Source organism: Paraliobacillus sediminis, assembly GCF_003426055.1.
The window spans coordinates 275,054-298,318 of sequence record NZ_QJSI01000004.1 but is presented as its reverse complement, the minus strand read 5'-3'; the positions used below and the strand labels follow the sequence as shown (position 1 = coordinate 298,318).

The window sequence follows — 23,265 nt, the reverse complement described above, 5'->3', positions numbered from 1 at the left end:
AGCGTTCGTCCTGAGCCAAGATCAAACTCTCCATAAAATGCGAGCTTGCTGCTCAAATACTTAACTAGCTTGTTGTTGCTTTACTTACTTAACATACTGTGTGTTTCGTTCAGTTTTCAAAGATCAACTTCTAATCTGCTGTCTTTTTTCAAGGCAACTTATATATCATAACATTTACAAAATATTAAGTCAACACTTTATTTCGTTTGAATCAATTCTGTTTCAAAAAACAAAATCGTTATAACCAACGTTATTTCGTCAGCCAAATAATTATAACACGGTTTAGTATAAAGTCAATAATTAATTTTGTTGATTGAAAAGATTTATTATTGCCTCGAAAAGCAATGGCATTAATATACCATAGAACCCTCTACCTTGTAAATAACGCGTTAAGACTAATTAACGATTTGAGAGATAAAATCGACTTTCTTCTATACAATATCACAAGGTGATTCAATGAAAACATCGTCACAATTATATATTCCCCAATTGTACGCTTATTACACAGATTATTTTCTTTTTTTTATAAAAACCGTCACACCTATTACTACTATAATACCAAGTAAAGCATACAATACCGCAGAGTAGCTCTCCATAATACGTACAATCTCATGCCATGATTCACCTACATAAGCACCAAGCCCGACAAGGACACTATTCCAAATCAGAGATCCGAGCGTTGTTAATAGAAGAAACGGAAAAAATCGCATTTTCGCCAAACCTGCTGGAATCGAAATTAAGCTACGAATAAGTGGAACAAACCGGCAAAGGAAAACACTCCAACCACCGTATTTATTAAACCAACCAATTGCCCGATCGACATCCGTTTCTTTCAGACGAAGTATATGACCACGTTTAGCAATAATTTTCTTTAACGTTTCGGTGGATATCGACAAACCAATATAGTAGAGCGCGATCGCACCTATCATTGATCCTATTGTTGATGCAATAATAACACCCAATACCGTCATCGTTGTTGTTATAGTTAAAAAACCACCAAATGTAAGAATAACCTCTGATGGAATCGGAGGGAAAATGTTCTCAATTGCAATTAAAAAGACAATACCTAGATATCCATAACTATTGATCACGATCATTAACCAATCTTCCATCTGTATCCATCCCATTCTACTATTACTTTATATACGCTTTTATTAACATGTTATATGGCTCGTTCCACCTTATTCTACTTATAGTTATTCATAATATGCTGGTGATATCTATTCTATTTATATAGTACAACATTATTCGTTTTCCCTTAAAAACCAAAAATCCCTATCCATGTTTATAAGGATAGGTTTAATACCATTTTTAGTTTATAACAATACAATTTATTTAGATAGACCAACTATTTGTTTACTTTCCAATTCTGGAAAAGCTTCAAAAATACTTGTAATTAGTTTGTCACAGCCAAATTTAAGCGCATCTGTTGTTGGTAGTTTAAGATTCGATTCATACTCTGAAATTGTTGTAATTAATTCTTCATCTGTCATATTTTCATGATTTATCGTTATTGCGATTACTTTTGACTTAGAGAACGTTTCGATAAGATTAATTTCACTTTCTATCGTAGGCATTTTCTCATAACTGAAATCACCTGTGCGTTCGCGTTTAGGTGCATGTTGTACAATAATTGCACCGGGTCTTGCTCCTCTTATTATGCCACCGGAACTTATATATGCTGGGTGACTTAATGCTCCTTGTCCCTCAACAATTATGATGTCTGGTTTATCATTATCATAAGCACGCATGATTTGATATTCAATTTCACCAGTCATAAACTGTGATGGAATAGCGTCTATAGCAACACCATACTTTGCACCTTGTATGATGCCAGTTTGACCAGTTGCAATAAATGCAACATTAAATCCTTTTGCAAGCAAGGCATCTTCAAGTAGTACAGAAGTAGTTCGCTTACCATTTGCACTATCTGTACCTAATACTGCTACGACAGGTGTATTGATATTTAAGATCCGACCGGAAAAAAGGTGTAAATCTTTTTTAGCCGCAGGTTTTCTAACATCAAGAATGGAAACACCAAATTGTTTCGCCACAGTTGTGAATTCCTTATCATCCATGAAAAACTCGTGTAGCGGATTAATAATATTAATTCCTTTTTCCATTGCACGTAAAACGATACTTCTTTCCTCTTCCTTTAAAAATCCCTCAGAAGGAGCAATCCCATATATAAATTGATTTGGTACGTTATCTAATTTTTCGATTGCATCTGTTAAGTTCTGATATACTGGAATGCTATTCTTTTCTCCAACAAGTATTTCACCAGTGTCCATTCCAGACTTCGTACTATCGATAACACCTACAATCGTAAATTTCCTCGAGCTTCTTACCAGCCCATTAGCGGTCTTTCCATCCTTTGAGCCAAAATTACCTTCACAATAAATTATTGCCGTTTCTTTCATAAGACTTTTTCCTCCCTAACATATGTTTCTAATCTATCTTCAATCTTTTATAGAAAAAGTCTATATACCTTATCCTTCACAAGATATAATGCTGCATTGCACAGCAAGTATAGCACACGCCTATCCCTATAGGCTATAGAATTAGGAAGAAAATGGATGTATTTTAGACTATTTTCTAAAAGTTTCTATTTAACACTAGATTTCAATAAATTCCGACATAAAGTTCCTAGCGTCGCAATTATCATCAACTACGACGTAAATTACCCGCTATGGAAGCAAATGGTCTCCCTTTCTGTGGGCACAGCCTCAGCTAACTAGAGTGTCACCCATTTACTTCCTTCGCTGAGTAGAGCAACTAATTTAAAAAACGTTGACATTAATTACAGAAATCGGTATTAGGAACTAAAAATCGATGTTTTTTTCAGTTACTAATATATAGTTGCTGACGTTTTAATTAAGTATGCGATAGGACAAGCTTACTTATTTATAGACAAAACTAGCGGAGCAAGTGAAATTGGTGAGACTCCTGTGGGAACAGCACGGACTGAAGATCCACTCGGAAGTGTTCTTTGCTTCCGAGTTAGCTGAAGTCGTGCCCACGGAAAGCGAGCCCATTTCACTTGTGGAGCGGGTAAGGTACTACTGTTACGTCGCAGTCTCCATCGAGTACGGATATTGAAAGTAACAATGTTTGCAAAAAATCAAAATAAAAAAACTAGCTACTAACTAGTTTTCTAATCGATAAAACGTTTTTGTATTTTGATACACCACTTGATAGACTTCACTAATTGGTAATTGCTTTAGTTCGGCAATTTTCTCAATTGATTGATGGATCATTTTCGGATGGGTTTTCTCTTTTGAAATCGAACCTTCGAACGGCCAGGGTCCATCTGTTTCAACCATCATTTGATTGAGAGGATAGCTTTTGATGATTGTTTGTATTTCTTCTTCATAGAGACAATCTGGTGTGATCGAAATAAAATAACCATTGTCTATCATGCGTGTGATTGTTTGTTGATCCCCTTTAAACCAATGGAAGTGTGCATTTATTAGATTGTGTTTTTCTAACAGATCACAAACAATTGGCGCGTCGTCATAGACAGCATGCAATACAATTGGCTTGTCCAGACGTGCAGCCTGTTTGATAAATTGTTCTAGTAATTCGACATAAGGTCCGTAATCCAAACTAGGTTCTTTCTGACGCTTGTAGTATGGAAGACCTACTTCACCGATTGCAATTATATCGTGTTGATACTGTTTGATTTGGGACAGGATCATTTTCATCTCTGTCGTAGTTGGTAAGAACTGTTCAGGATGAAAGCCTATTGCTGGCTTAACTCGAGTATCTCTTCTGGCTAGTTCCATTACTTTTTCTGCTGAATGAACATCATTTGACACACAAATGAGTGCCTCTACTTGAGCTTGATCCATTTCTGCTAGTATTTTTAAACGTTCAGTTCTTGCATATAAATCTAAATGGATATGTGCATCAATAATTGGAAACATCAGATAGCCCCCTGCAACTCTTGATAAATAGCCCTCTTCCATTGTAAAAATTCTTCCGTCAAGAAAAGATTTGGATCACGTGGTCGTTCAAAAGGTATCTTGAACTCCTTTTTTATTGTAGCTGGTTTACTTGATAAAACAATAATGCGATCAGATAAGTAAAGTGCTTCTTCAATATTATGGGTAACAAAAAGAATCGATTGACGATTCTCTTCCCAAATAGTTAATAGCCATTTTTGCATTTCTAGTCTGGTAAATTCATCTAAAGCTGAAAAAGGCTCGTCCAAACAAATGAAATCTTGTGGGCTTAACAACGCGCGAACGAAGGCAACTCGTTGACGCATTCCACCTGATAATGCATATGGATACGCGTTTTCGTAACCAGACAATCCAGCCTTAACTAACATTGCGCGTGCTTTTTGATAATCCGGTTTCCCTTGAATCTCTGCACCTAAAACAACATTTTCTAAAATCGTTCGCCATGGAAATAGCGATGGACTTTGTGGCGTATAACTAATGGCTCCGCGTTTACCGGTGATCTTATTTCCATCAAGGTAAAAGTCACCAGTGTCAGGTGTGTACATGCCACCGATTAAATGAAATAACGTACTTTTTCCACTTCCGGACGGACCAAGTAGAGAAACGAATTCACCATCCTTGACTGAAAAAGAAAGATCAGCTAGCACTTCTTGATCTGTAAATGACTTTCCGATCTGGTTGACGACAAGCTCACTCATTCGTTTTCCTCCTTCACGCGTCCTTTAATCAAGAGCTTTTCTAAGGCAACAATAATTCCAAAAAAGGCCATACATAAGATCATAATAAAGAAAATAGCAACAAAAACACGATCCGTTCGAAAAGAAGACTGAGCTAATGTCATATAGACGCCAATTCCTTGATTTGCTCCAAGCCATTCGGAAATTACTGCACCCATTACACTGTAAGTTGCAGCGATTTTTAAACCCGAAAAAACCGATGGCAAAGCATGTGGTAATTCTAGTTTCGTGAAAATCTGCCGTTTGGATGCACCTGCCATCTGCATGTAGTGCAATAATTCGTGACTTGTTTGGCGAAAACCATCTAATGTCGACACTGCGATTGGAAAGAAACAGACGAGTGTGATGACAATAAGCTTTGGCATTACCCCAAATCCAAACCAAATAACGAGTAGAGGTGCAAGCACAATAATTGGAATGTTTTGCGATAAAATCAATAATGGATAAAAGGCCTTTTTGATTGGTGGTACGAGATGCAAACTAATCGCTACAACAAGTCCAACTGAAACGCCAAGCGCAAATCCAATTATCGATAATTTCGTTGTAGAAAGCAGGTGATGCTGGTAACCGCTCCAACCTGCAATACCTTCTTGAACAATCACACTTGGTGCAGGTAAAAGCCAAGCTGGTATGTCAAAGAGTTTACTACTTATTTCCCATAAAGCGATAAGAACAGCAAGAACGATAATTGGACTGATCGTTTTTGTTGTGATTTTTTTCATAATAGAAAGGCGACGTCACTATTGACACCGCCATCCCTCCCTTTTCTTAAACGTACTTCTCTGTTAACACGTCCATTGATGCACCACCAGGCTTATAATAGACTTTCACTTGTGAAATAACACTTGGACAACCACGAGCAACCATTTCTTGATTCATTTTTTCGATAATTTGAAACAGCTCGCTTAATTCACCTTCCATTGTTGTTTCTAACGGATTAACTTGGTACTTCACACCAGAATCTTCGATAACAGCGATTGCTGCGTCAACATATGGAATGACATCTTCTCCATTCTTCGTTTTGGGGATAATTTGAATACTTACAAGTGCATTAGCCATTTAACACGTGCCTCCCTTTTATTCTTCAGGTAAAAATTCATTCGTAAATGCATCAGTTGCATTAAGTTCTGTTTCTAATAATTCATTTTCGTACATCCAATCGGCATAGTTTTCCCAAACTGCAACATCTTGGACGCCCCATTTAGCCGCGTCATCCTGATATTTTGGAGATAACCATGCTTGACTAGCCCTCACAAGTTCTGGATCTAAATCTGGAACAGCTTCAATTAGAATATCTGCCGCTTCTTCTGGATTTTCAATTGTGTAATTATATCCTTTTGCTACAGCTGCTAAAAACTTTTCAACTGTCTCTGGGTTTTCATCGATCAACATTTCATTCGTTGTAATCACAGGTGTGTAGTAATCTAATTTCTCTGAGTAATCGGTTAGATACTGCATGTTCAGGTCAACACCACGAAGCTCAGCCTCAACACCCGTCCATCCATAATATATCCACGCAAAATCAATATCGCGTTCTACCGCTGTAAAGAAATCGGTATTTCCCATATTAATAATGCTCACATCGTCGATACTGGCATCTTCTTGTTTCATCAGCGAGTCAATTACTGCTGCCTCTACTGGTGCGCCCCACCCACCATATGTTTTGCCTGCATAATCTGCAGGTGCCTTGATTTCTTTATCTACTGGAGAAGCAAATCCAGAAGTATTATGTTGAATTACTGCAGCAATCGATACAATCGGAATATCTTGTGTACGCGCTTCTGTAATTGTTTCCTGTGCACTAATACCGAAATCCGCTTTTTCTGCTGCAACAACTTGATCCGCACCAGATTCACCTGGCAATGTAATCTCAACATCTAAGCCCTCTTCTTCAAAATAACCTTCCGCTTGCGCAACATAAAGTCCGGTATGATTTGTATTTGGTGTCCAGTCGAGCACCAGCGTTACTTTCTCTAATTCTTGACTTGCTTGTTCGTCATTTGCACACCCAGTGATAAGAAGTCCAAGTGTAGCAACCAAAAATAATACTTTCTTCATCTAAAATCCCCCTTTTATTTGTGGGGGAACATATCTTTTTTTCACGAAAAAAAATACGCATAGGCATTTGCCTGGGCGCATATATAGTCACTTCTATTCGTGTTCATATATGTTCCCTACGCTGGTCTAAGCCAGATCAGGTTCCAAGGGTCAGTATCTATATGGATACGATCTCAACCAGCCAAACTGGTCCCCCTACATTGAAACGTGCTATTCAATTAATTACTCTTTCAACTTTGCCATAGTTTCGAACATTATTCAAGTATTATTTTGTCAGTATGAATTAGAATCTATTGCTATTTAGCCTACAGTTCAAGCATATCATTTCATCTTTTCTACGGATTATGGCAGAATAAACATGCACAGAATAATTATATAAATGAGGTGTTCTAATGAAAATAGATGTATGGTCTGATTTTGTTTGTCCGTTTTGCTATATTGGAAAACGCCGATTAGAGCAAGCGCTCGAACAATTTCCACAAAAAGATAGTGTCGAAATAGAATTTAAAAGCTTTGAATTAGATCCAAACGCAGCAATTTATGCAGGTAAAAATATTCACGAAGCAATTGCCCAAAAGTACAATATGCCAATTGAACAAGCAAAAGAAACTAACGAAGGACTTGGTCAGCAAGCAGAAAGTGTCGGATTAACTTTCCATTTCGAAACAATGAAGCCAACGAACACGTTTAACGCGCATCGCTTAGCAAAATACGCGAAAAGCCTAGGTAAAGAAGCAATTCTAACAGAGAAACTGTTGTATGGTTACTTTACCGATTCCGTTAATCTAAGCGAGACAGATGCATTAGTTCAGATTGCAGAAGATGCTGGGTTAGATAAGACAAGTGTATTAGAAGTTCTCCACGATGAAACAGCTTTTGCTAATGACGTTCGTGCTGATGAATCATTGGCACAACAATATGGCGTGACTGGCGTACCGTTTTTTGTGATTAACGATAAATACGCTATTTCTGGTGCACAACCAGTTGAAACATTTACAAATGCTCTAAATACGGTGTGGGAGGAAGAAAATCCAAAGCCAAAATTTAAGGATCTTTCGACTTCTAAAACAGAATTCTGTACCGATGATTCATGTGGTATTCCAGAAGATAAATAATAATTGAAGGTTTCCGAAAAATCGGAAGCCTTCTTTTTTTTTGCATATGTTAAAATGAATGTTGCTACCAACAAGGAGGACAACTTAGAATAATGAAACCTTTATTACAAAAACAGCTTGGTCTATTTCTTATCTTATTTACCTTATTAACTGGATGTGGTCTTCAGGAAACACAAACAAACTCGGATTTCCCTTCCGCAACTGTGGATCGTGTTGTCGACGGTGATACCGTCCATATTATCTTGGATGGTGAAGAGGAAAGTGTTCGACTTTTACTTGTTGATACCCCTGAGACAAAACATCCTAACCTTCCTATCCAACCCTATGGTGAACAAGCTAGCCAGTTCGCTAACGAAACATTGGCAGAAGGAAAACAAATTCAGATCGAATATGATGGACCAAAGCGTGATAAATACGGTCGACTTTTGGCATATATATGGGTAGACGGTGAACTTTTTAATGAAATGTTATTGGAAGAAGGATTCGCACGTTACGCTTACGAATATGATCCGCCATACACACATTCTGATCGACTAAACGACGCAGAAACAGAAGCAAAAGAAGCTGATCGTAACATCTGGAGTGAAGATGGTTATGTAACAGAAGACGGTTTTACAACAATCGATATTAATGAAACAACAAGTGAGACAAGTGAAACTGAAGAAACAAGCGTGGATATTTACTATCAAAATTGCACTGCTGTACATGACGCCAATGCCAGCCCTGTTTCAAAAGGGGATCCTGGATATGGAAAGCATTTGGACCGAGATGGCGACGGTATTGCATGTGAATGAAAATAGATTTTCATTTTATTTCTGTATACTAGACAAATAATGAAGAATACTATCCTAAAACTCTTTTAGGAGGTTACATAGTGGAAGCCATTCTCTCGTGGACATTACTTATAGCACCCTGGTTTTTATTGATACCCCTACAATCCAAACGAATGAAGCGCTTTTTATCAGTAGGTTTTATTATCGTACTGTTTAGCACTGTTATTTTCCAAATAGCTGCTAATTACAATTGGTGGACAGTTACAAATGAAATCCCTTTTCTAAATAATATTCCATCTTTTACATACGGGCTTCTACCTGTCACAACGATACTATTTTTTTATTTTACTTACCCAAATATATCGTTGTTTTTTGGTGTTAATATTGTTTTTGACGCGTTTCAAGCGTTTGTTATAAGTCCATTTGTTTTCGAAAAAATCGGCTTATATGAGCTAAATAAATTGACTAACTTAGGACTTTTTATACTGATTATAAGTCTCGTCCCTGTTATTTATTTTTACCAGAAGTGGTATGAACGAAATATTGACTGGGAATAGCAATCATAAATAAACAGAAAAGAGCTGCATCTCCATTAGAGGTGCAGTTCTTTTTATACTATATTAATAAATGGCACGAATTTATTGGCGATAAAGGATTCATTTATTTCTTCTATCACTTTTTGAAAGATTGATAGATCATAATTATCAATCTCTCTTAACATAAGTCCCACCTACAAAATCATGAATCCCACGTTTGTCTTTTCGAAATGCTATCATGAAAGAACTGACTATAATCGATGCGCCAAATGTAAAAACTGTAATAAGTTGATAGCCAACTACCTCACGCATAAACATATTGAAAAATGTGACCTGCTCATCATCCTTATTACGTCTTATTTTAATATGTAATATCTTTTTCCCAATAACATAGCCACTCCATAAGACAGGTAGTACGGTTGAATAGGTTACAATAACTAATTGCCATCTCCACCCTTGAGTCAAATCAGTTGGGATATCTCCTTTTATCAAGCCATATACCAACGCAAAAAAGGACGTTACAATAATACCATCCAACGCTCGAGCCCCTAATCTTCTCCAAAACCCTGCTCTTTCTCGTTCTTCCATTGTCCATTCTCCTTCGTCTTACAATATGCTAAATTTTATTTTAACACACTACCCAATTATTTAAATTGAAACTTTTCTGCCACAGTACATTCAAACCAACATTTGATTGTTTTCTCCAATTTGTATATACTATATTCAAATAGACACTTGAATATATGGAAGGAGTGTCAATAATGGCCAAAAAAGATATGTGTGATATTTATTGTTATGACGAACCGAAAGTTAAACGGATACAAAATGATATTGAAAAGGAAAATATAGCTGGTGCTGCCAAGATTTTTAAAGCACTTGCAGATGAAAACCGGGCTAAGATTTCTTTTGCTTTATGCCAAGAAGAAGAATTGTGTGTATGTGATATTGCGAATATCATTGGATCTACTGTTGCAACAGCATCTCACCATTTGCGAAGCCTCCATAAACAAGGCATTGTTCGTTATCAAAAAGTTGGGAAATTAGCTTTTTATTCCCTAGATAATGAAACAATTAAGCAAGTCATGATTATGGCTTTATCCCTTGAAAAGGAGGTGTTTCTTCATGTCTAAACACGAAGAAACAACCTATCGTGTCCAAGGATTCACCTGAGCAGGTTGTGCTAAAACGTTCGAAGAGAACGTTCGACACCTGGATGGTGTTTCAGACGCGAAAGTGAATTTTGGTGCTTCTAAACTAACTGTGGAAGGCAATACAACAATAGAAACTCTAGAAAAAGCAGGTGCTTTTGAAAATTTAAAGATACGAAATGAAAATGAAAAACCCGTTGAACAAGAACCTTTTTGGAAGCAAAATGAAAATAGGAAAGTTTATCTATCCGCAATTTTGCTGCTAATTAGTTGGTTTTTAGGGGAGCAAAACGGAGAAGCACATCTTATTCCAACAATCGGTTATGCAGCCTCAATTTTAATTGGAGGATATGCTTTATTTTACAAAGGCTTAAAAAATCTAAGTAAATTAAACTTCGATATGAAAACACTAATGACCATTGCGGTTATTGGAGCCGCACTAATTGGCCAATGGAGTGAAGGCGCTACTGTTGTAATTCTGTTTGCGATTAGTGAAGTATTAGAGCGTTATTCGATGGACAAAGCACGACAATCGATTGAATCATTAATGGATATCGCACCAAAAGAAGCATTAATTCGCCGTGGAAATGAAGAATGGATGATTCCTGTTGCTGACATTCAAGTTGGTGATATTATGGTCGTTAAGCCGGGTCAAAAACTGGCGATGGATGGCGCAATAATAAAAGGTGAATCAACAGTAAATCAAGCTGCAATTACCGGTGAGAGTGTGCCAGTAATGAAAGCAATTGACGATGAGGTTTTTGCAGGAACATTGAATGAAGAAGGCTTACTTGAAGTTAAAGTTACAAAACGCGTAGAAGATACGACACTAGCAAAAATCATCCACCTTGTCGAGGAAGCACAAGCAGAACGTGCACCTTCTCAAGCTTTCGTTGATAAATTCGCGAAATATTATACGCCAGCGATCGTTATTCTTGCTTTTCTAATCGCTGTCATTCCGCCATTATTTTTTGGAGCTAGTTGGAGTGACTGGGTCTATCAAGGATTAGCTGTTCTCGTAGTTGGTTGTCCTTGTGCATTAGTAATCTCAACACCCGTAGCAGTAGTTACTGCCATTGGAAATGCAGCCAAACATGGTGTATTAATCAAAGGTGGTATCCACTTAGAAGCTGCAGGCGCTCTAAAAGTAATCGCTTTTGATAAAACTGGAACATTAACAAAAGGGATCCCAGCTGTAACAGATATAGACAGCTTTGGTGGAAATGAAAATGACTTATTGAAGCTCACTGCAGCAATCGAGAAATTTTCCCAACATCCGCTTGCATCTGCAATTATCGCAAAAGCAAATGATAACGGGTTGAACTTTGATGATGTTGTGATCGAGGACTTCCAATCGATGACAGGTAAAGGTGTAAAAGCAAAGATTAATGACACCTTATACTATGTGGGAAATCCAACTCTTTTTGAAGCATTACACCAAACAGTTGATAGTCAGGTCAAAGCAAAAGTTACCTACATGCAAACAGAAGGTAAAACCGTCATGCTAGTAGGGACAACGGAGGATATTCTATTATTAATTGCCGTAGCAGATGAAGTCAGGGATTCATCAAAAGAAGTAGTCCAAAAATTAGCTACTCTAGGAATTGAAACAGTAATGCTAACTGGTGATAATCAACGGACTGCAGCAGCAATCGGGAAGCAAGTCGGTGTTTCGACAATTGAAGCAGACTTACTTCCGGAAGATAAACTTCACTTCATTAAACAATTACGCGACAAACAGCAACATGTCGCGATGGTTGGTGATGGCGTGAACGATGCACCAGCACTTGCAGCATCAACAGTTGGCGTTGCAATGGGAGGTGCTGGAACAGATACAGCATTAGAAACAGCTGATATCGCCCTTATGTCAGACGACTTACGTAAATTACCCTATACGGTTCATTTAAGTCGCAAAGCACTAAAGATTATTAAGCAAAATATCACTTTTTCATTAGTAATTAAAGTAATCGCACTGCTACTCGTTATCCCAGGTTGGCTAACATTATGGATCGCAATATTTGCTGATATGGGTGCAACATTAATCGTCACATTAAACAGCTTACGTTTATTGAAGATTAAAGAATAAAAGCTTGGGAGTGCACTTTAACTCCAAGCTTTTATTCTTGTTTAGGATGTGTAATTCGATAGTAAATTGCAGCAAATATATTTGGAAGCCAGAAAAAGGCATTTGATTGTACATTATAATGCAGGTAGTCTTCTTGAAAACTCATCTCTTCATACATTTCGGGTTGGCTCTTGCCTTGTTTCTTCTGCTTGTCTTCCATTTCTTTTATTGCCAGATAATAGTTGTATTGAATAGGTGTTATCAATAGTGAAAAAACAACATATATACCTAATATTATTAAAAGAAAATTAATTAGAAACATCTCCCCATCTATATACTAACTTACGTACGAATCTAGCAAAAAGTTTCATATCTCGGACGGCTCATATAATCAAATCCCTATCCGTTATGAGCCGTTAAGCTTGATTTATGAGCCGTCGTCAGCATATATGCGCCCTCCCGCGATTTATATGGGCCGTCGCCGGAATATATGCGCTCTTCAGCAAATTATATGAGCCGTTCGCTCTATATTCCGTTTAATCCTGCCTATTTAAGGCTATAGATACGCATACTATTAAAACTTATATGGGAGGTGCTACTCTTGGAAATCGGTCAAATTATCTGGCTCTTATTTATTGGCTTTATTATCTTTACGATTGATAAAAAACAGGAAAACTTTCCTGTACCTACTGTATTAGTGCTATTGGGAATCGTTTTATCTTTTATCCCTTATTTTTCATCCATTAATGTGACAGCTGATATGATTTATCACATTTTCTTGCCTGCTTTATTATTTATTTCCGCTTATCAGTTTCCACCAAAGGCATTCAAGGAAAATGCTTGGATTATTTTATTTCTGGCAACTGTCGGATTGCTGATCACTGTTGTTGTACTAGGATTCACTATTTATTTATTAGGTAGCATCTTTACCTCTCTATCTTTTCTAGCTGCATTAATTATTGCGTCGATTTTAACACCAACTGATCCTGTATCTGTGGTTCCCATTTTAAAAAAATCATCTGGTGATGGAAAGGTTACAACACTCGTAGAAGGAGAATCGATGTTAAATGATGGGACAAGCATAGTTGTCTTTACTGTGCTAACTAGCATGTTTATTGATGATCATGCATTCTCTACTCTTTCATTTATTCGAGAATTTTTATCTGTTTCAATTGGTGGTGCTTTGCTTGGAATTTGTTTTGGCTGGCTTATGAGTAAAGCAGTCCACTTTACCCATCATAAGGAATATCAGGTAATGCTCAGTATTGTCTTAGCTTACGGGATTTTTCATATTGCTGAATTTGTCGGCGTCTCTGGGGTACTTGCTACCGTATCTGCTGGAATGATGCTAGCATTTGAATATGGTCGCACAATTAAAGAAGATCATTTTAAAGACGCGCTTAACGGATTCTGGGGAATTGTAGAACTTTCAATCCTTTCCATAATATTCTTAGTAATCGGTATTGAAGCTGCCCCATATCTTATCTTTGATGGATGGATCTTTGCTGTTACCATTTTTCTTGCTGCACTAGTGATTCGTTTTCTACTAATACTAGGCACAACAAAGATCTTTCCACAGTGGCGCACTTCGACTAGTTTAATGGAGTCCTTTCTCATCTCATGGGCAGGTTTAAAAGGAACGATGTCTATTTTCCTTATACTCACACTTTACGCAAAGGATACAAACAGCACCGAACTCGATTGGATCGTATCCTTATCCTTTGCTGTTGTATTGTTATCCCTTGTGATTCAGAGTTTTGGAATTTATCCATTATCAAAAAATGCAAAAAAACATTCACCCACCTAAGCCTGTTATTTAGGTGGGATGTGCATTACAAACACCGTTTCGCCGTTTACGCTTTTCTTTAAAAATAAATCGCCAGCTTGTGCCTTGGCTAAAAGTAAACTATATGGTAGACCAAGTCCTAAACCATGTTCGACATGTTTTTTATCTTCACCGCGATAAAATCGTTCAAAAATAAAAGGTTGTTCTTCTTTCGGAATACCAGTACCATTATCTTTTACCTCTATCGAAATAATCTCTTTTTGCTGATAAACCTCTACAATTAAATGACCATCTACATTACCTTTAATTGCATGTAAACCATTATTCAGTAGATTCGTTATAATCTGTTGCAAGCGAATCGGATCCGCTATAGCATATAGTTGTTCTTCACTTAAATTATATATAAGTTTTTTACCAATTAATTGTTTTGCATGGACTATTTCCCACTGATAGATGATTTCTTTTAATGTTTGTTTGATATCCAGATTTTCTGAATTCACTATAATTGAACCTGCTGTAAAACTATTAAAATCTAACAGATCTTCTACCATGTTCTGTAGTCGCCCAGCTTCTTTTAATGCCATTTGCAGGAACTCATTCTTACTTTCCTCATCTACTACATCCCCTTGAACTGCTTGAATGAGCGCACTTACAGAAGTGATCGGCGTTTTTAATTCATGTGTCACCCCTGCTAGTAGTTCAGATCTTATTCCTTCTAATTGTTGCAGATTTATTGCCATTTCCTTGAAAGATATCACGAGTTGGTGTAATTCTTTCTCTTGAATATTCTCGTTTAAATGAATCGTATAATCTCCATTACGTAATTTTTCCGCTGCTACAGCAACTTCTTGAACGGGCTTAGCAAGTTTTTTCGATAAAAAATAAATAACTAACCACCCAAGTATGGCCATACTGACAAGTAACATCGCTAACAGTTGGTATTCTTCCTTGTTTATACTTGCAATGCTTCCCATCCGCTGTATAATAATGACTGCCCCAATATTCTTCTCGTCGTCTACAATCGGTGAAATTACTGCATAACTTGTACTATTAGCTTCAAAAGGTATCTTCTCTACTACTAATTGGTCAGAAATTTCAACCGTTTCTAACCAATCCATCTCTTCTGTTCGATTTTCAAAACGATTTATTATTGGATTAGGAGAAATTAATTCACCATCATTCGTTTTTATATAAACCTGTAATGGTACTTGATTATTTAAAAGGTTTTCCCGTTCTTCTAATATAAAAGGCAGATGCGACAATGTTATTTCTTCACCAGAAGTTTCATCTACAGCTCTATCAGCAAGTTCTTGCGCTAGTAATTTCGTTAATTCTAATCTGTTTTCAATTGTATTATGTCTTATCCAAAATATCGATACTAGACCAATAATGACTAAACCGATCACTAACGTAACTAAATACCGTTTTGTCCAATAGTACAGAAGCGATGGTTTCTTACGCCTTTTATTTAATATAAAATTGATAACCCATGTTCCGTAACGTTTTAATTTCTCCATGTTGTGCATCCCATCCACTCAATAATTTGCGAATTCGTTTCACAGCAAGATCTACAGCACGATTACTTCCTTCGTAATCATATCCCCAAACCTTCTCAATTAATTGCTCTCTCGTAAAAGTTTGATTTGGATGATGTACTAGAAATATAAATAAAGATAGATCTTTTGGTGTAAACTTAATTTCTATTCCCTTTAAAAAAACCTGATCTGAGAGAAGATTGATTTTTAATGTGCCAAAAAGCTTAATCTTGTCCGCTCTTTCTAACTGAGGAGAACGACGTAACACGGCGCTTACTCGTGCGATTACCTCTTCTGCCACAAACGGTTTTGTAATATAGTCATCCGCACCTTCATTAAAACTTTTTATTGTTTGCTCTGTTCCGGAAATCGCGGTTAGCATAATAACTGGACAAGAATTTTTCTCTCTAATTTTTTTAAGTACAGCCCAACCATTTAATACTGGCAACATCACGTCTAATAAAACGAGCGTTGGATTTACTTCGTCGACTCCTTGTATTGCCTCCAAACCATCATATGCATAGGCGACATTATATCCTTCTTTTTCTAAATAAGCTCCTAGGACAAGTGAGATTGGCTTTTCATCTTCTACAACTAATATTGTTTTCATCACATAACCTCTTTAGTTAAATTTACCCTATTATTATATAAAAGTAGAGTTTGATAATACGTTATTATCAAACTCTACTATATAAACCTTAACTATGTCTTAAAGCTTCTAAAGGACTTAAATTGGCTGCTTTATTTGCCGGAAAAATACCAAATCCAATACCAATTACAATTGAAAAACTAACAGAAATAACGACTGCAAGCCATGATATAGCTATGCTCATGTCTAAAATCGAAGACAGCAATTCTGCACTTCCTATTCCAATTACAACTCCTATAAGTCCACCTAGACTACTTAGGAGTGTAGCTTCAATTAGAAATTGAATAAGAATATCCTTTTTCTTCGCGCCAATTGCTTTTCTAATGCCAATTTCGTTAGTCCGTTCGGTTACAGAGACTAGCATAATATTCATAATCCCAATTCCACCAACTAGTAACGAAATACTAGCAATTCCTGCTAATAATAGTGTCATTGTTTCCGTTATAGAAGTTAACGCGTCTGATACATCTGATTGGTTTCGGACATTATAACTTGAATCATCCCCACTAAATTGATTGTAAAGAAACTGTTCTATCTTCGCCATTCCTAAATCAACCACTTCTTCTGAGTCCATTTTAACATCGACAGTATTCACTACCGTTTGTTCCAGAAATCGTTGAGCTGTTGAAAATGGAAGTAATACGGTATCATCTACAGAGCCTTGTAAGTCCTCACCTTGTTCCGTAAGTACACCAACGACAGTAAATGTATTTCCGTCTATCTTCACGTCATTTCCAATCGGATTACTGAAACTAAATAACTCGCTTGCTACATTAGATCCTAACAAGACAACCTTATTTCGATTATCTTGATCTATATCAAGTACAAATCGACCAGAACTGACTGATGCATCCTGAACTTCTAGATAATCCGGTGTTACACCCGTTATGGATACACTATCCATACTAGTTGTTCCATTTTTCACTGTCCCTGTTCCAGATACAGTTGGTGAAACAGCTTCCACTTCATCATATTCAGAAAATGCGAGCACTTCTTCATAATCAACTACCTCTTCTGTAGTTGTGTTCCCTTGGATATTTACGGTCACCATAGTTGTTCCTAAAGAAGAGACATCTTCTGATACAGATGCTGATGCGGCCTGTCCGAGGGAAACTAGCGCAATAACAGCTGAAACACCAATGATAACACCAAGCATGGTTAAAAATGTTCTAAGTTTATTTGATGCAATATTTTTATATGCAATTTTAATTACCTGACCAAACTTCACTGTATCTGTACCTCCTCTCTTTCAACTACTCGACCATCTTCGATATGGATAACGCGATTTGCTTGATTAGCAATATCCAAGTCATGAGTTATTAAAATAATCGTATGGCCTTGTCTATTTAAATCTTTAATCAAATCCATCACTTCAAGACCTGTTTTACTATCTAATGCACCTGTGGGTTCATCTGCGAGTATAATTGGAGGATTTCCTGCAAGGGCCCTCGCAATAGCAACTCTTTGTTGTTGACCTCCCGATAATTCAGTTGGTCGGTGTCTAGCGCGATCTGCAATGTTAACTTTTTCTAACGCATTCCTTACAATCTCTTTCCGTTCATTTCTACTTAATCCGCGATATATCAACGGTAATTCTACATTTTCATATGCTGATTGTTTCTTTAATAAATTAAAAGATTGAAAGATAAACCCAATTTTTTGATTACGCACTTCTGCTAATTGCCTTTGCTTTAATCCAAAAACATTCTTACCATCCAAAAAATACTCACCTGTGTCCGGTATATCTAAACAACCAATCATATTCATCAAAGTAGATTTCCCTGAACCAGATGGACCTATGATTGCAATGAAATCACCTTTATTGACTGAGAAGCTTACATTATCTAATGCCTTTACTGTCTCTCCGCCAAGTGTATAATGCTTACTTAGGTTGTTAATCTCAACAATCCGTTGATTCTCAATCATTTTCATTGCCTCCTTAATTACCATTTGGTCTCATTCCACCACCTGCAGGTATTTCGCCACTAGGCCTCTCTCCAGCGCCTCCACCAAAACCACCTTGGAACATGTCTTGCCTTGTTTCTTCTCCAGTATCATCAGATGCTTGCACTGTTTCGAGAAGAATTACATCGCCCTCACTAAGACCACTGGTAATTTCAGCAACTTCTTCATTTTGCAGACCAACTTCTATCGTTACTTGTTCTGAAGCTACATCATTTTCTTCTGTTATTGTTTCACTAGACTCTTCTTCAACTGCTTCTTCAGCTGATGTATCTTCCATTAACACATAATATTGATCACCTTGTGTTTGGATCGCTTCAATTGGCACAGTTAATACATTCTCTTTACTTTCCGTTGTAATTGTTGCTTCAGCAGTCATACCCACTTTAATACCTTCTGGTTCATTAATAGTCACTTCGACAGCATATTGCGCAACACTGCTATCTGAATCATTTGCTTCTTTTGCAACACTTGTAACGGTTCCAGTAAAATTATTATCTGTAATCGCACTAACGTCAATTGCTGCAGTTTGTCCAACTTCAATTTGTGCAATATCCAATTCATCTATATTCACTATCATTTGCAAGTTATCATAATCCGTTATTTCAATCATTTCTGTTCCCATCGAAACTGTATCTTCACCTACAACATTTAGTATCGTAACCTCACCCGAAAAAGGAGCCTCAATAGCATCGAATGCATCATCTTCAAACGTGATCAATTCATCTCCTTCTTCTACCGTATCACCAACCTCTACTAAAACTTCCTCAATTACAGCGTTAGTGTCATCAAACGTAATTGTTTGTTCATTCATTGTTAAAATACTACCTGTACCACTAATGTTAACTTCAACATTGCCAAGCTCTGCTACCGCAGTTTGTGTTGTTGCCATTGCACTGTTATCTGTTTCTTCATCGCTATTAATAAAACCATATGTCGTTGTTCCACCAACAATAACAATCACAACAATCGCTAGTATAATAATCCATTTCTTCAAACTTATCATCCCTTCTTCATTGAACGTTATTTTCCTTAATTTGTTACAAAAAATAGTATAGTCCTTTAGTATGTCAAAAAGATGTCAGCGTAAAAAATTTACAAAACAATAATAAAAGGAAACTTCAATAAGTAAATTTAAATAAAAAAAGAAAGCTAAGGAACGCTACTTAGTAGCATTCCTTAGCTAGATAATCTTCTTAAAATATTAATACTTCACTAAGTCTGCCTGCACATAGTGGTAAACAAGCTGTTCCGTTTGCTTCAATGATGATTCATGTGTGCGCTCATAGGCATGAGAAGCATCGATTCCAGGCCCAATCAAACCGTGGACAATGTCATGACCAGATCCAATTGCTGCAGAGGCATCAGAGCCGTAAAATGGATAGATATCAACTTTGTAACCAATCTTATTTGCCTCACATAAAGCAATTAAGTTCTTTCTCAAACCATAATGATATGGACCACTTGAGTCTTTTGCACAAATGGAAACAGTATATTCATCTGTTGTCTGTCCATCACCCATCGCACCCATATCAACTGCTAAATATTCAACTGTTTCTGGTGTAATATTTGAATTACCACCATAGCCAATTTCTTCATTATTGGAAATTAAAAAATGTGTTGTATAAGGGAGCGTAATCTTCTCTTCTTTCAGTCGCTTAATAAGTTGTAGCAAGATAGCCACACTCGCTTTGTCATCTAAATGCCTTGATTTAATGAAACCATTATCCGTCACTTCCACACGTGGATCAAATGAAACAAAATCACCGACTTCAATACCAATTGCGCGAACATCTTTCAAGCTTTCTACTTTTGCATCAATTCTTATTTCCATATTTTCTTGATTCCGTTCTGCCTTTCCCGCATCTTTATAAACGTGAACAGAGGTTTGATGCATGAGAATCGTCCCAGTAAACGTTTCACCACTAGCTGTTTCGATTTTGCAATATTCACCTTCCATTGCATTAAAGCGGAATCCACCAATCAAATCTAGTTTAAGGCGACCACTTGGCTTTATTTCTTTTACCATTGCACCAAGCGTATCAACATGAGCTGTCAACATACGATGTTCTGAATTATTTTCACCAGGAATCGAGGCAAGTAATCCACCTTTACGATTGCGTTTTGTTTCCACACCTAAGTCTCGTAGATAGTTTTCAACAAACTGAATAACTTTTCCCGTATTACCTGATGGACTTGGGATCGACACAAGCTCTTTTATCAAACGTTTCGTCTCTGTTACATTCGGATATGTAGTCAATTTTATTCCCCCTCTTCAGTTCTTCTTTACCATTATTGTAGCTGTATTATGTATTAGAAACAACATCTTTCTAGCTATTAATAAAAAACCATTTCAATACTGTTTTTCCATATCAGTTATCTGTTGATAGAGGTATTGGTTAACAGGTGTCGGGATGCCATGTTTTTCACCTAAGCGAATGACAGTCCCAGAAAATAACTCAACTTCACTGTACCTCTTGGCTTCCGTATCTTGGCGCAAAGAAGGTTTGCCTTGTGGATTTAATGTGGATAAAATATCTAGCCAGTAATATAAATCTGCTTCTGTTAAATATACCCCTTCTTTTTGCGAAAGCGTGATAACTTCACGCATTGCGGCTATCATCGTATTTCGCGCTTCTCCCTCTTCATGTACACCTTGGAAGTTTGTTTGATAGACAGCAACTGCTTGGTTTACTCCAACATTTAACATGAATTTCCCCCATTGACGTTCGATCATATCGTCAACTACTTGATAAGGTAATTCTACTTGATCAAAAAAGTGAGCAACAGTCTCGATTTTTTCGGAATTCCCTTCACCAAAACAAAGCATACCTTTATTCTGAAAGGTTACCTGATTTCTGTCTTTAATAGCATCCATGCCCTGTGCAACACAGTACAGCACCTTTTCATGACCTAACACTTCACCAATTTCCGCTTCACTTGAGATACCATTTAAAGCCGATAGAATGATTGTATCTTTATCAACCTGATTAGAAACAGCATCAATCGCTTCAGACAAACCACTATATTTCACAGTAAAAATAATTAAGTCAGCTGGCGTTACTGCCTCTTCTGGTGTGACATAATGCAAATCACAGCGTTCTCCATTGCAATATATGCCTTCCGATTGATAGCGGTCAATTCGCTCCTGATCGGCAATTATACTCACATTCTCTTTTGGTAACCTCTTCGTAAAATGATCGGCATACATAATCCCTAACGCGCCTAAACCTATAATAGAAACCGTTTTTATTTGCAATTTAAGTTTCATCCCCTTAGAACAACTTCTGTTATACTTAACTTAATTATATCGCAAAAAGGAGTAATCATCCATGCAACAACTACAATTTGAATCCGCTTGGGACAAGACAATCGCTGATCAAGATCGAAAAAGAATCGAAAGGATATTCTCAGAAACAAACCATCATCAGGTTCAAGATATAACGTTAGCACCAGTAACCGTTGCCAAAAATCATAAAGGGGAATTGTTAGTAACCGTATTAATTCATAATTTCACAGAAGAGTCTTTTCGTTTTCATGGTAAAACACTTCAATACAAAGAAAAGAATCTAATCAAAGCCACGCACACCTTTGGTTCTCCTACTCTAACGATTACCAAACAGACAAGCATGCCCTGGACATTTATTTTTCCAACAGACAGTTTGCAAGCAGATTGCTCATTTAAAGATGGTGTAGTAGAAATTCTTAATTAATTTTTATCACATTATTTCAACGAGAAAAGGAGCTCAACACAATTGTTGAACTCTTTTTTTAAGTTACTTGATCATTTTCTTAATTGTAGTTTCATCAATTTTCTTACCACTCACTAGCATTTTGACTATTCTATCTTCTGTTTCTTTCGTTACTTTTTTTCCAGCTAGTTGACTAACTTGTTTAATTAATTGCCTTATGGTTTTCTCATCTTGAAGGTTCTTTCCACTATATGCGCCTGCAACCTTTGCAATGCTCTTCATATCTACTCCGGTCTTTTTTTCTACATTCTTGAACATGTCTTGACTCATCGAATCCCTCCTTTACATATTAGTTTATGAGAACTAATATGTAAGGTTTGGATTAATGAACCATCTTTGCTACAAATAATACATGTGACCAGATAATTAATTCTGAGATTTATTTTTCTGTATAGCTTCAATTGAAAAGCAAATAGTACTAAATAAGAATATAAAAAAGGAGCTACCATCATGTCTATTTCCATTCTATCTGTAAGGCTAGTCATTGCCTTTGCAACATTATTAATTTTAACACGAATCATGGGAAGGAAAGAAATTGCACAAATGACTTTTTTTAATTTTGTCTCTGGAATAGCAATAGGTACAATAGGGGCCTCGCTTGCAATTGACCAAACGCTAAGTATTCGAAATGGTGTATATGCTTTAATTGTATGGAGTGCAATAACTATAGTTATCGGTATAATTGACCTTAAATCAAAAAAATTCCGCATTGCAGTTGAAGGGCAGCCTCGAGTTGTGATTAAAGCGGGTAAAATAATGGAGAATGAATTACGGAAAGTTCGTCTAGATATAGACGCCTTGAATGTATTGCTTCGGAAAAAAAATATTTTCTCCATCACGGACGTCGATTTTGCTATTTTTGAAACAGACGGAAGCCTTTCTGTAGATAAAAAGGAAAAGGTAAAACCTTTGGCAAAGACGGATCTTCAAGTTCAAAATAAAGCAAGCATCTCCCCCACTCCAACAATGATCGTATCAGATGGTAAAATAGATACAAATAACCTAAAAAAACTGCACTTAAATGAAGATTGGGTCATGAAACAATTAGAAAGTGCTGGTGTCCATTCTATTGAAGAAGTCTTTTATGCTGCGGTTCAAAAAGATGGTACATTATACATTGACAATAGGAGTGATGGACTAGATTAAAAGCTCTGTATAACATATAAAGAAACCCGCAAGTTTTC

General features: G+C 36.7%; 25 protein-coding genes and 1 riboswitch. Of the genes, 8 read left to right on the top strand and 17 right to left on the bottom strand.

The annotated features are described in order from the left end of the window. Nucleotides 1-509: 509 nt before the first annotated feature. The 7 genes from D2K60_RS20510 to D2K60_RS20480 form a co-directional block, all read right to left on the bottom strand. Entirely contained in the window at nucleotides 510-1,112 is a 603-nt protein-coding gene (locus tag D2K60_RS20510; protein ID WP_117170964.1) for a DedA family protein, read from the bottom strand. A 219-nt stretch (nucleotides 1,113-1,331) separates the two neighbouring features. Next, on the bottom strand, nucleotides 1,332-2,420 hold the full coding sequence (locus D2K60_RS20505; RefSeq protein WP_117170963.1) for an N-acetyltransferase DgcN family protein: 1,089 nt from the start codon (nucleotides 2,418-2,420) through the stop codon (nucleotides 1,332-1,334). A 726-nt stretch (nucleotides 2,421-3,146) separates the two neighbouring features. Further along, nucleotides 3,147-3,926, bottom strand: coding sequence for a TatD family hydrolase (locus D2K60_RS20500; protein WP_117170962.1), 780 nt, complete (start codon nucleotides 3,924-3,926; stop codon nucleotides 3,147-3,149). Then, the gene (locus D2K60_RS20495; RefSeq protein ID WP_117170961.1) at nucleotides 3,926-4,663 is read right to left on the bottom strand and encodes an ABC transporter ATP-binding protein; all 738 of its coding nucleotides are present in this window, start codon (nucleotides 4,661-4,663) and stop codon (nucleotides 3,926-3,928) included. The genes D2K60_RS20500 and D2K60_RS20495 overlap by 1 nt, the downstream gene beginning before the upstream one ends. Beyond that, nucleotides 4,660-5,424, bottom strand: coding sequence for an ABC transporter permease (locus D2K60_RS20490; RefSeq protein ID WP_117170960.1), 765 nt, complete (start codon nucleotides 5,422-5,424; stop codon nucleotides 4,660-4,662). Before D2K60_RS20490 ends, D2K60_RS20495 begins: the two co-directional genes overlap by 4 nt. Before the next feature lie 46 nt (nucleotides 5,425-5,470). Next, entirely contained in the window at nucleotides 5,471-5,761 is a 291-nt protein-coding gene (locus D2K60_RS20485; RefSeq protein ID WP_117170959.1) for a thiamine-binding protein, read from the bottom strand. Between the two features lie 18 nt (nucleotides 5,762-5,779). Beyond that, nucleotides 5,780-6,760: an ABC transporter substrate-binding protein gene (locus D2K60_RS20480; protein WP_117170958.1), complete on the bottom strand. Its 981-nt coding sequence runs from the start codon at nucleotides 6,758-6,760 to the stop codon at nucleotides 5,780-5,782. 96 nt (nucleotides 6,761-6,856) lie between these two features. Further along, nucleotides 6,857-6,967: riboswitch (TPP riboswitch) on the bottom strand. A 185-nt stretch (nucleotides 6,968-7,152) separates the two neighbouring features. Between D2K60_RS20480 and D2K60_RS20475 the strand changes: the two genes are divergently transcribed. The 3 genes from D2K60_RS20475 (at nucleotide 7,153) to D2K60_RS20465 (ending at nucleotide 9,205) form a co-directional block, all read left to right on the top strand. Further along, nucleotides 7,153-7,875, top strand: coding sequence for a DsbA family oxidoreductase (locus D2K60_RS20475; protein ID WP_117170957.1), 723 nt, complete (start codon nucleotides 7,153-7,155; stop codon nucleotides 7,873-7,875). Between the two features lie 92 nt (nucleotides 7,876-7,967). Then, the gene (locus tag D2K60_RS20470) at nucleotides 7,968-8,669 is read left to right on the top strand and encodes a thermonuclease family protein (RefSeq protein WP_117170956.1); all 702 of its coding nucleotides are present in this window, start codon (nucleotides 7,968-7,970) and stop codon (nucleotides 8,667-8,669) included. An 80-nt stretch (nucleotides 8,670-8,749) separates the two neighbouring features. Beyond that, complete coding sequence (locus D2K60_RS20465) at nucleotides 8,750-9,205, top strand: hypothetical protein (protein ID WP_205418628.1); 456 nt, start codon at nucleotides 8,750-8,752, stop codon at nucleotides 9,203-9,205. 147 nt (nucleotides 9,206-9,352) lie between these two features. Here the strand turns inward: D2K60_RS20465 and D2K60_RS20460 are convergent, their stop codons facing one another. Further along, a complete protein-coding gene (locus D2K60_RS20460; protein WP_117170954.1) occupies nucleotides 9,353-9,772 on the bottom strand; it encodes an RDD family protein in 420 nt (139 codons plus the stop codon). Between the two features lie 173 nt (nucleotides 9,773-9,945). Between D2K60_RS20460 and D2K60_RS20455 the strand changes: the two genes are divergently transcribed. Together D2K60_RS20455 and D2K60_RS20450 are read left to right on the top strand one after the other, a co-directional pair. Beyond that, complete coding sequence (locus tag D2K60_RS20455) at nucleotides 9,946-10,314, top strand: ArsR/SmtB family transcription factor (protein WP_117170953.1); 369 nt, start codon at nucleotides 9,946-9,948, stop codon at nucleotides 10,312-10,314. Beyond that, on the top strand, nucleotides 10,307-12,418 hold the full coding sequence (locus D2K60_RS20450; protein ID WP_117170952.1) for a heavy metal translocating P-type ATPase: 2,112 nt from the start codon (nucleotides 10,307-10,309) through the stop codon (nucleotides 12,416-12,418). Before D2K60_RS20455 ends, D2K60_RS20450 begins: the two co-directional genes overlap by 8 nt. Nucleotides 12,419-12,449: 31 nt before the next feature. Here D2K60_RS20450 and D2K60_RS20445 read toward each other — a convergent pair whose 3' ends face one another. Continuing rightward, nucleotides 12,450-12,719, bottom strand: a complete 270-nt coding sequence (locus D2K60_RS20445) for a DUF3949 domain-containing protein (protein ID WP_117170951.1) — start codon at nucleotides 12,717-12,719, stop codon at nucleotides 12,450-12,452. Nucleotides 12,720-12,989: 270 nt separating this feature from the next. Here D2K60_RS20445 and D2K60_RS20440 point away from each other — a divergent pair, with 270 nt between their 5' ends. After that, the gene (locus tag D2K60_RS20440) at nucleotides 12,990-14,204 is read left to right on the top strand and encodes a cation:proton antiporter (RefSeq protein ID WP_420818833.1); all 1,215 of its coding nucleotides are present in this window, start codon (nucleotides 12,990-12,992) and stop codon (nucleotides 14,202-14,204) included. Between the two features lie 5 nt (nucleotides 14,205-14,209). On the opposite strand, the gene D2K60_RS20435 is transcribed toward D2K60_RS20440, so the two are convergent. From D2K60_RS20435 to D2K60_RS20405, 7 genes are all read right to left on the bottom strand, one after another. Beyond that, a complete protein-coding gene (locus D2K60_RS20435; RefSeq protein WP_162880805.1) occupies nucleotides 14,210-15,700 on the bottom strand; it encodes a sensor histidine kinase in 1,491 nt (496 codons plus the stop codon). Continuing rightward, nucleotides 15,648-16,328, bottom strand: coding sequence for a response regulator transcription factor (locus D2K60_RS20430; protein WP_117170948.1), 681 nt, complete (start codon nucleotides 16,326-16,328; stop codon nucleotides 15,648-15,650). The genes D2K60_RS20435 and D2K60_RS20430 overlap by 53 nt, the downstream gene beginning before the upstream one ends. Before the next feature lie 88 nt (nucleotides 16,329-16,416). After that, complete coding sequence (locus D2K60_RS20425) at nucleotides 16,417-17,595, bottom strand: ABC transporter permease (RefSeq protein ID WP_117170947.1); 1,179 nt, start codon at nucleotides 17,593-17,595, stop codon at nucleotides 16,417-16,419. Beyond that, nucleotides 17,592-18,293, bottom strand: a complete 702-nt coding sequence (locus D2K60_RS20420) for an ABC transporter ATP-binding protein (protein ID WP_117170979.1) — start codon at nucleotides 18,291-18,293, stop codon at nucleotides 17,592-17,594. The genes D2K60_RS20425 and D2K60_RS20420 overlap by 4 nt, the downstream gene beginning before the upstream one ends. A 13-nt stretch (nucleotides 18,294-18,306) precedes the next feature. Beyond that, entirely contained in the window at nucleotides 18,307-19,326 is a 1,020-nt protein-coding gene (locus D2K60_RS20415) for an efflux RND transporter periplasmic adaptor subunit (protein ID WP_162880804.1), read from the bottom strand. Nucleotides 19,327-19,533: 207 nt separating this feature from the next. Continuing rightward, complete coding sequence (locus tag D2K60_RS20410) at nucleotides 19,534-20,589, bottom strand: M42 family metallopeptidase (RefSeq protein WP_117170945.1); 1,056 nt, start codon at nucleotides 20,587-20,589, stop codon at nucleotides 19,534-19,536. A gap of 93 nt (nucleotides 20,590-20,682) precedes the next feature. Further along, complete coding sequence (locus D2K60_RS20405) at nucleotides 20,683-21,588, bottom strand: ketopantoate reductase family protein (RefSeq protein WP_117170944.1); 906 nt, start codon at nucleotides 21,586-21,588, stop codon at nucleotides 20,683-20,685. A gap of 73 nt (nucleotides 21,589-21,661) precedes the next feature. On the opposite strand from D2K60_RS20405, the gene D2K60_RS20400 reads away from it, so the two are divergent. Then, nucleotides 21,662-22,042 carry an SLAP domain-containing protein gene (locus tag D2K60_RS20400; protein ID WP_117170943.1) on the top strand — a complete coding sequence of 127 codons (381 nt, stop codon included), beginning with the start codon at nucleotides 21,662-21,664 and terminating at the stop codon, nucleotides 22,040-22,042. 63 nt (nucleotides 22,043-22,105) lie between these two features. Here D2K60_RS20400 and D2K60_RS20395 read toward each other — a convergent pair whose 3' ends face one another. Then, nucleotides 22,106-22,351: a stage VI sporulation protein F gene (locus tag D2K60_RS20395; protein WP_117170942.1), complete on the bottom strand. Its 246-nt coding sequence runs from the start codon at nucleotides 22,349-22,351 to the stop codon at nucleotides 22,106-22,108. A 180-nt stretch (nucleotides 22,352-22,531) separates the two neighbouring features. Between D2K60_RS20395 and D2K60_RS20390 the strand changes: the two genes are divergently transcribed. After that, the gene (locus tag D2K60_RS20390; RefSeq protein WP_117170941.1) at nucleotides 22,532-23,227 is read left to right on the top strand and encodes a YetF domain-containing protein; all 696 of its coding nucleotides are present in this window, start codon (nucleotides 22,532-22,534) and stop codon (nucleotides 23,225-23,227) included. Nucleotides 23,228-23,265 lie beyond the last annotated feature (38 nt).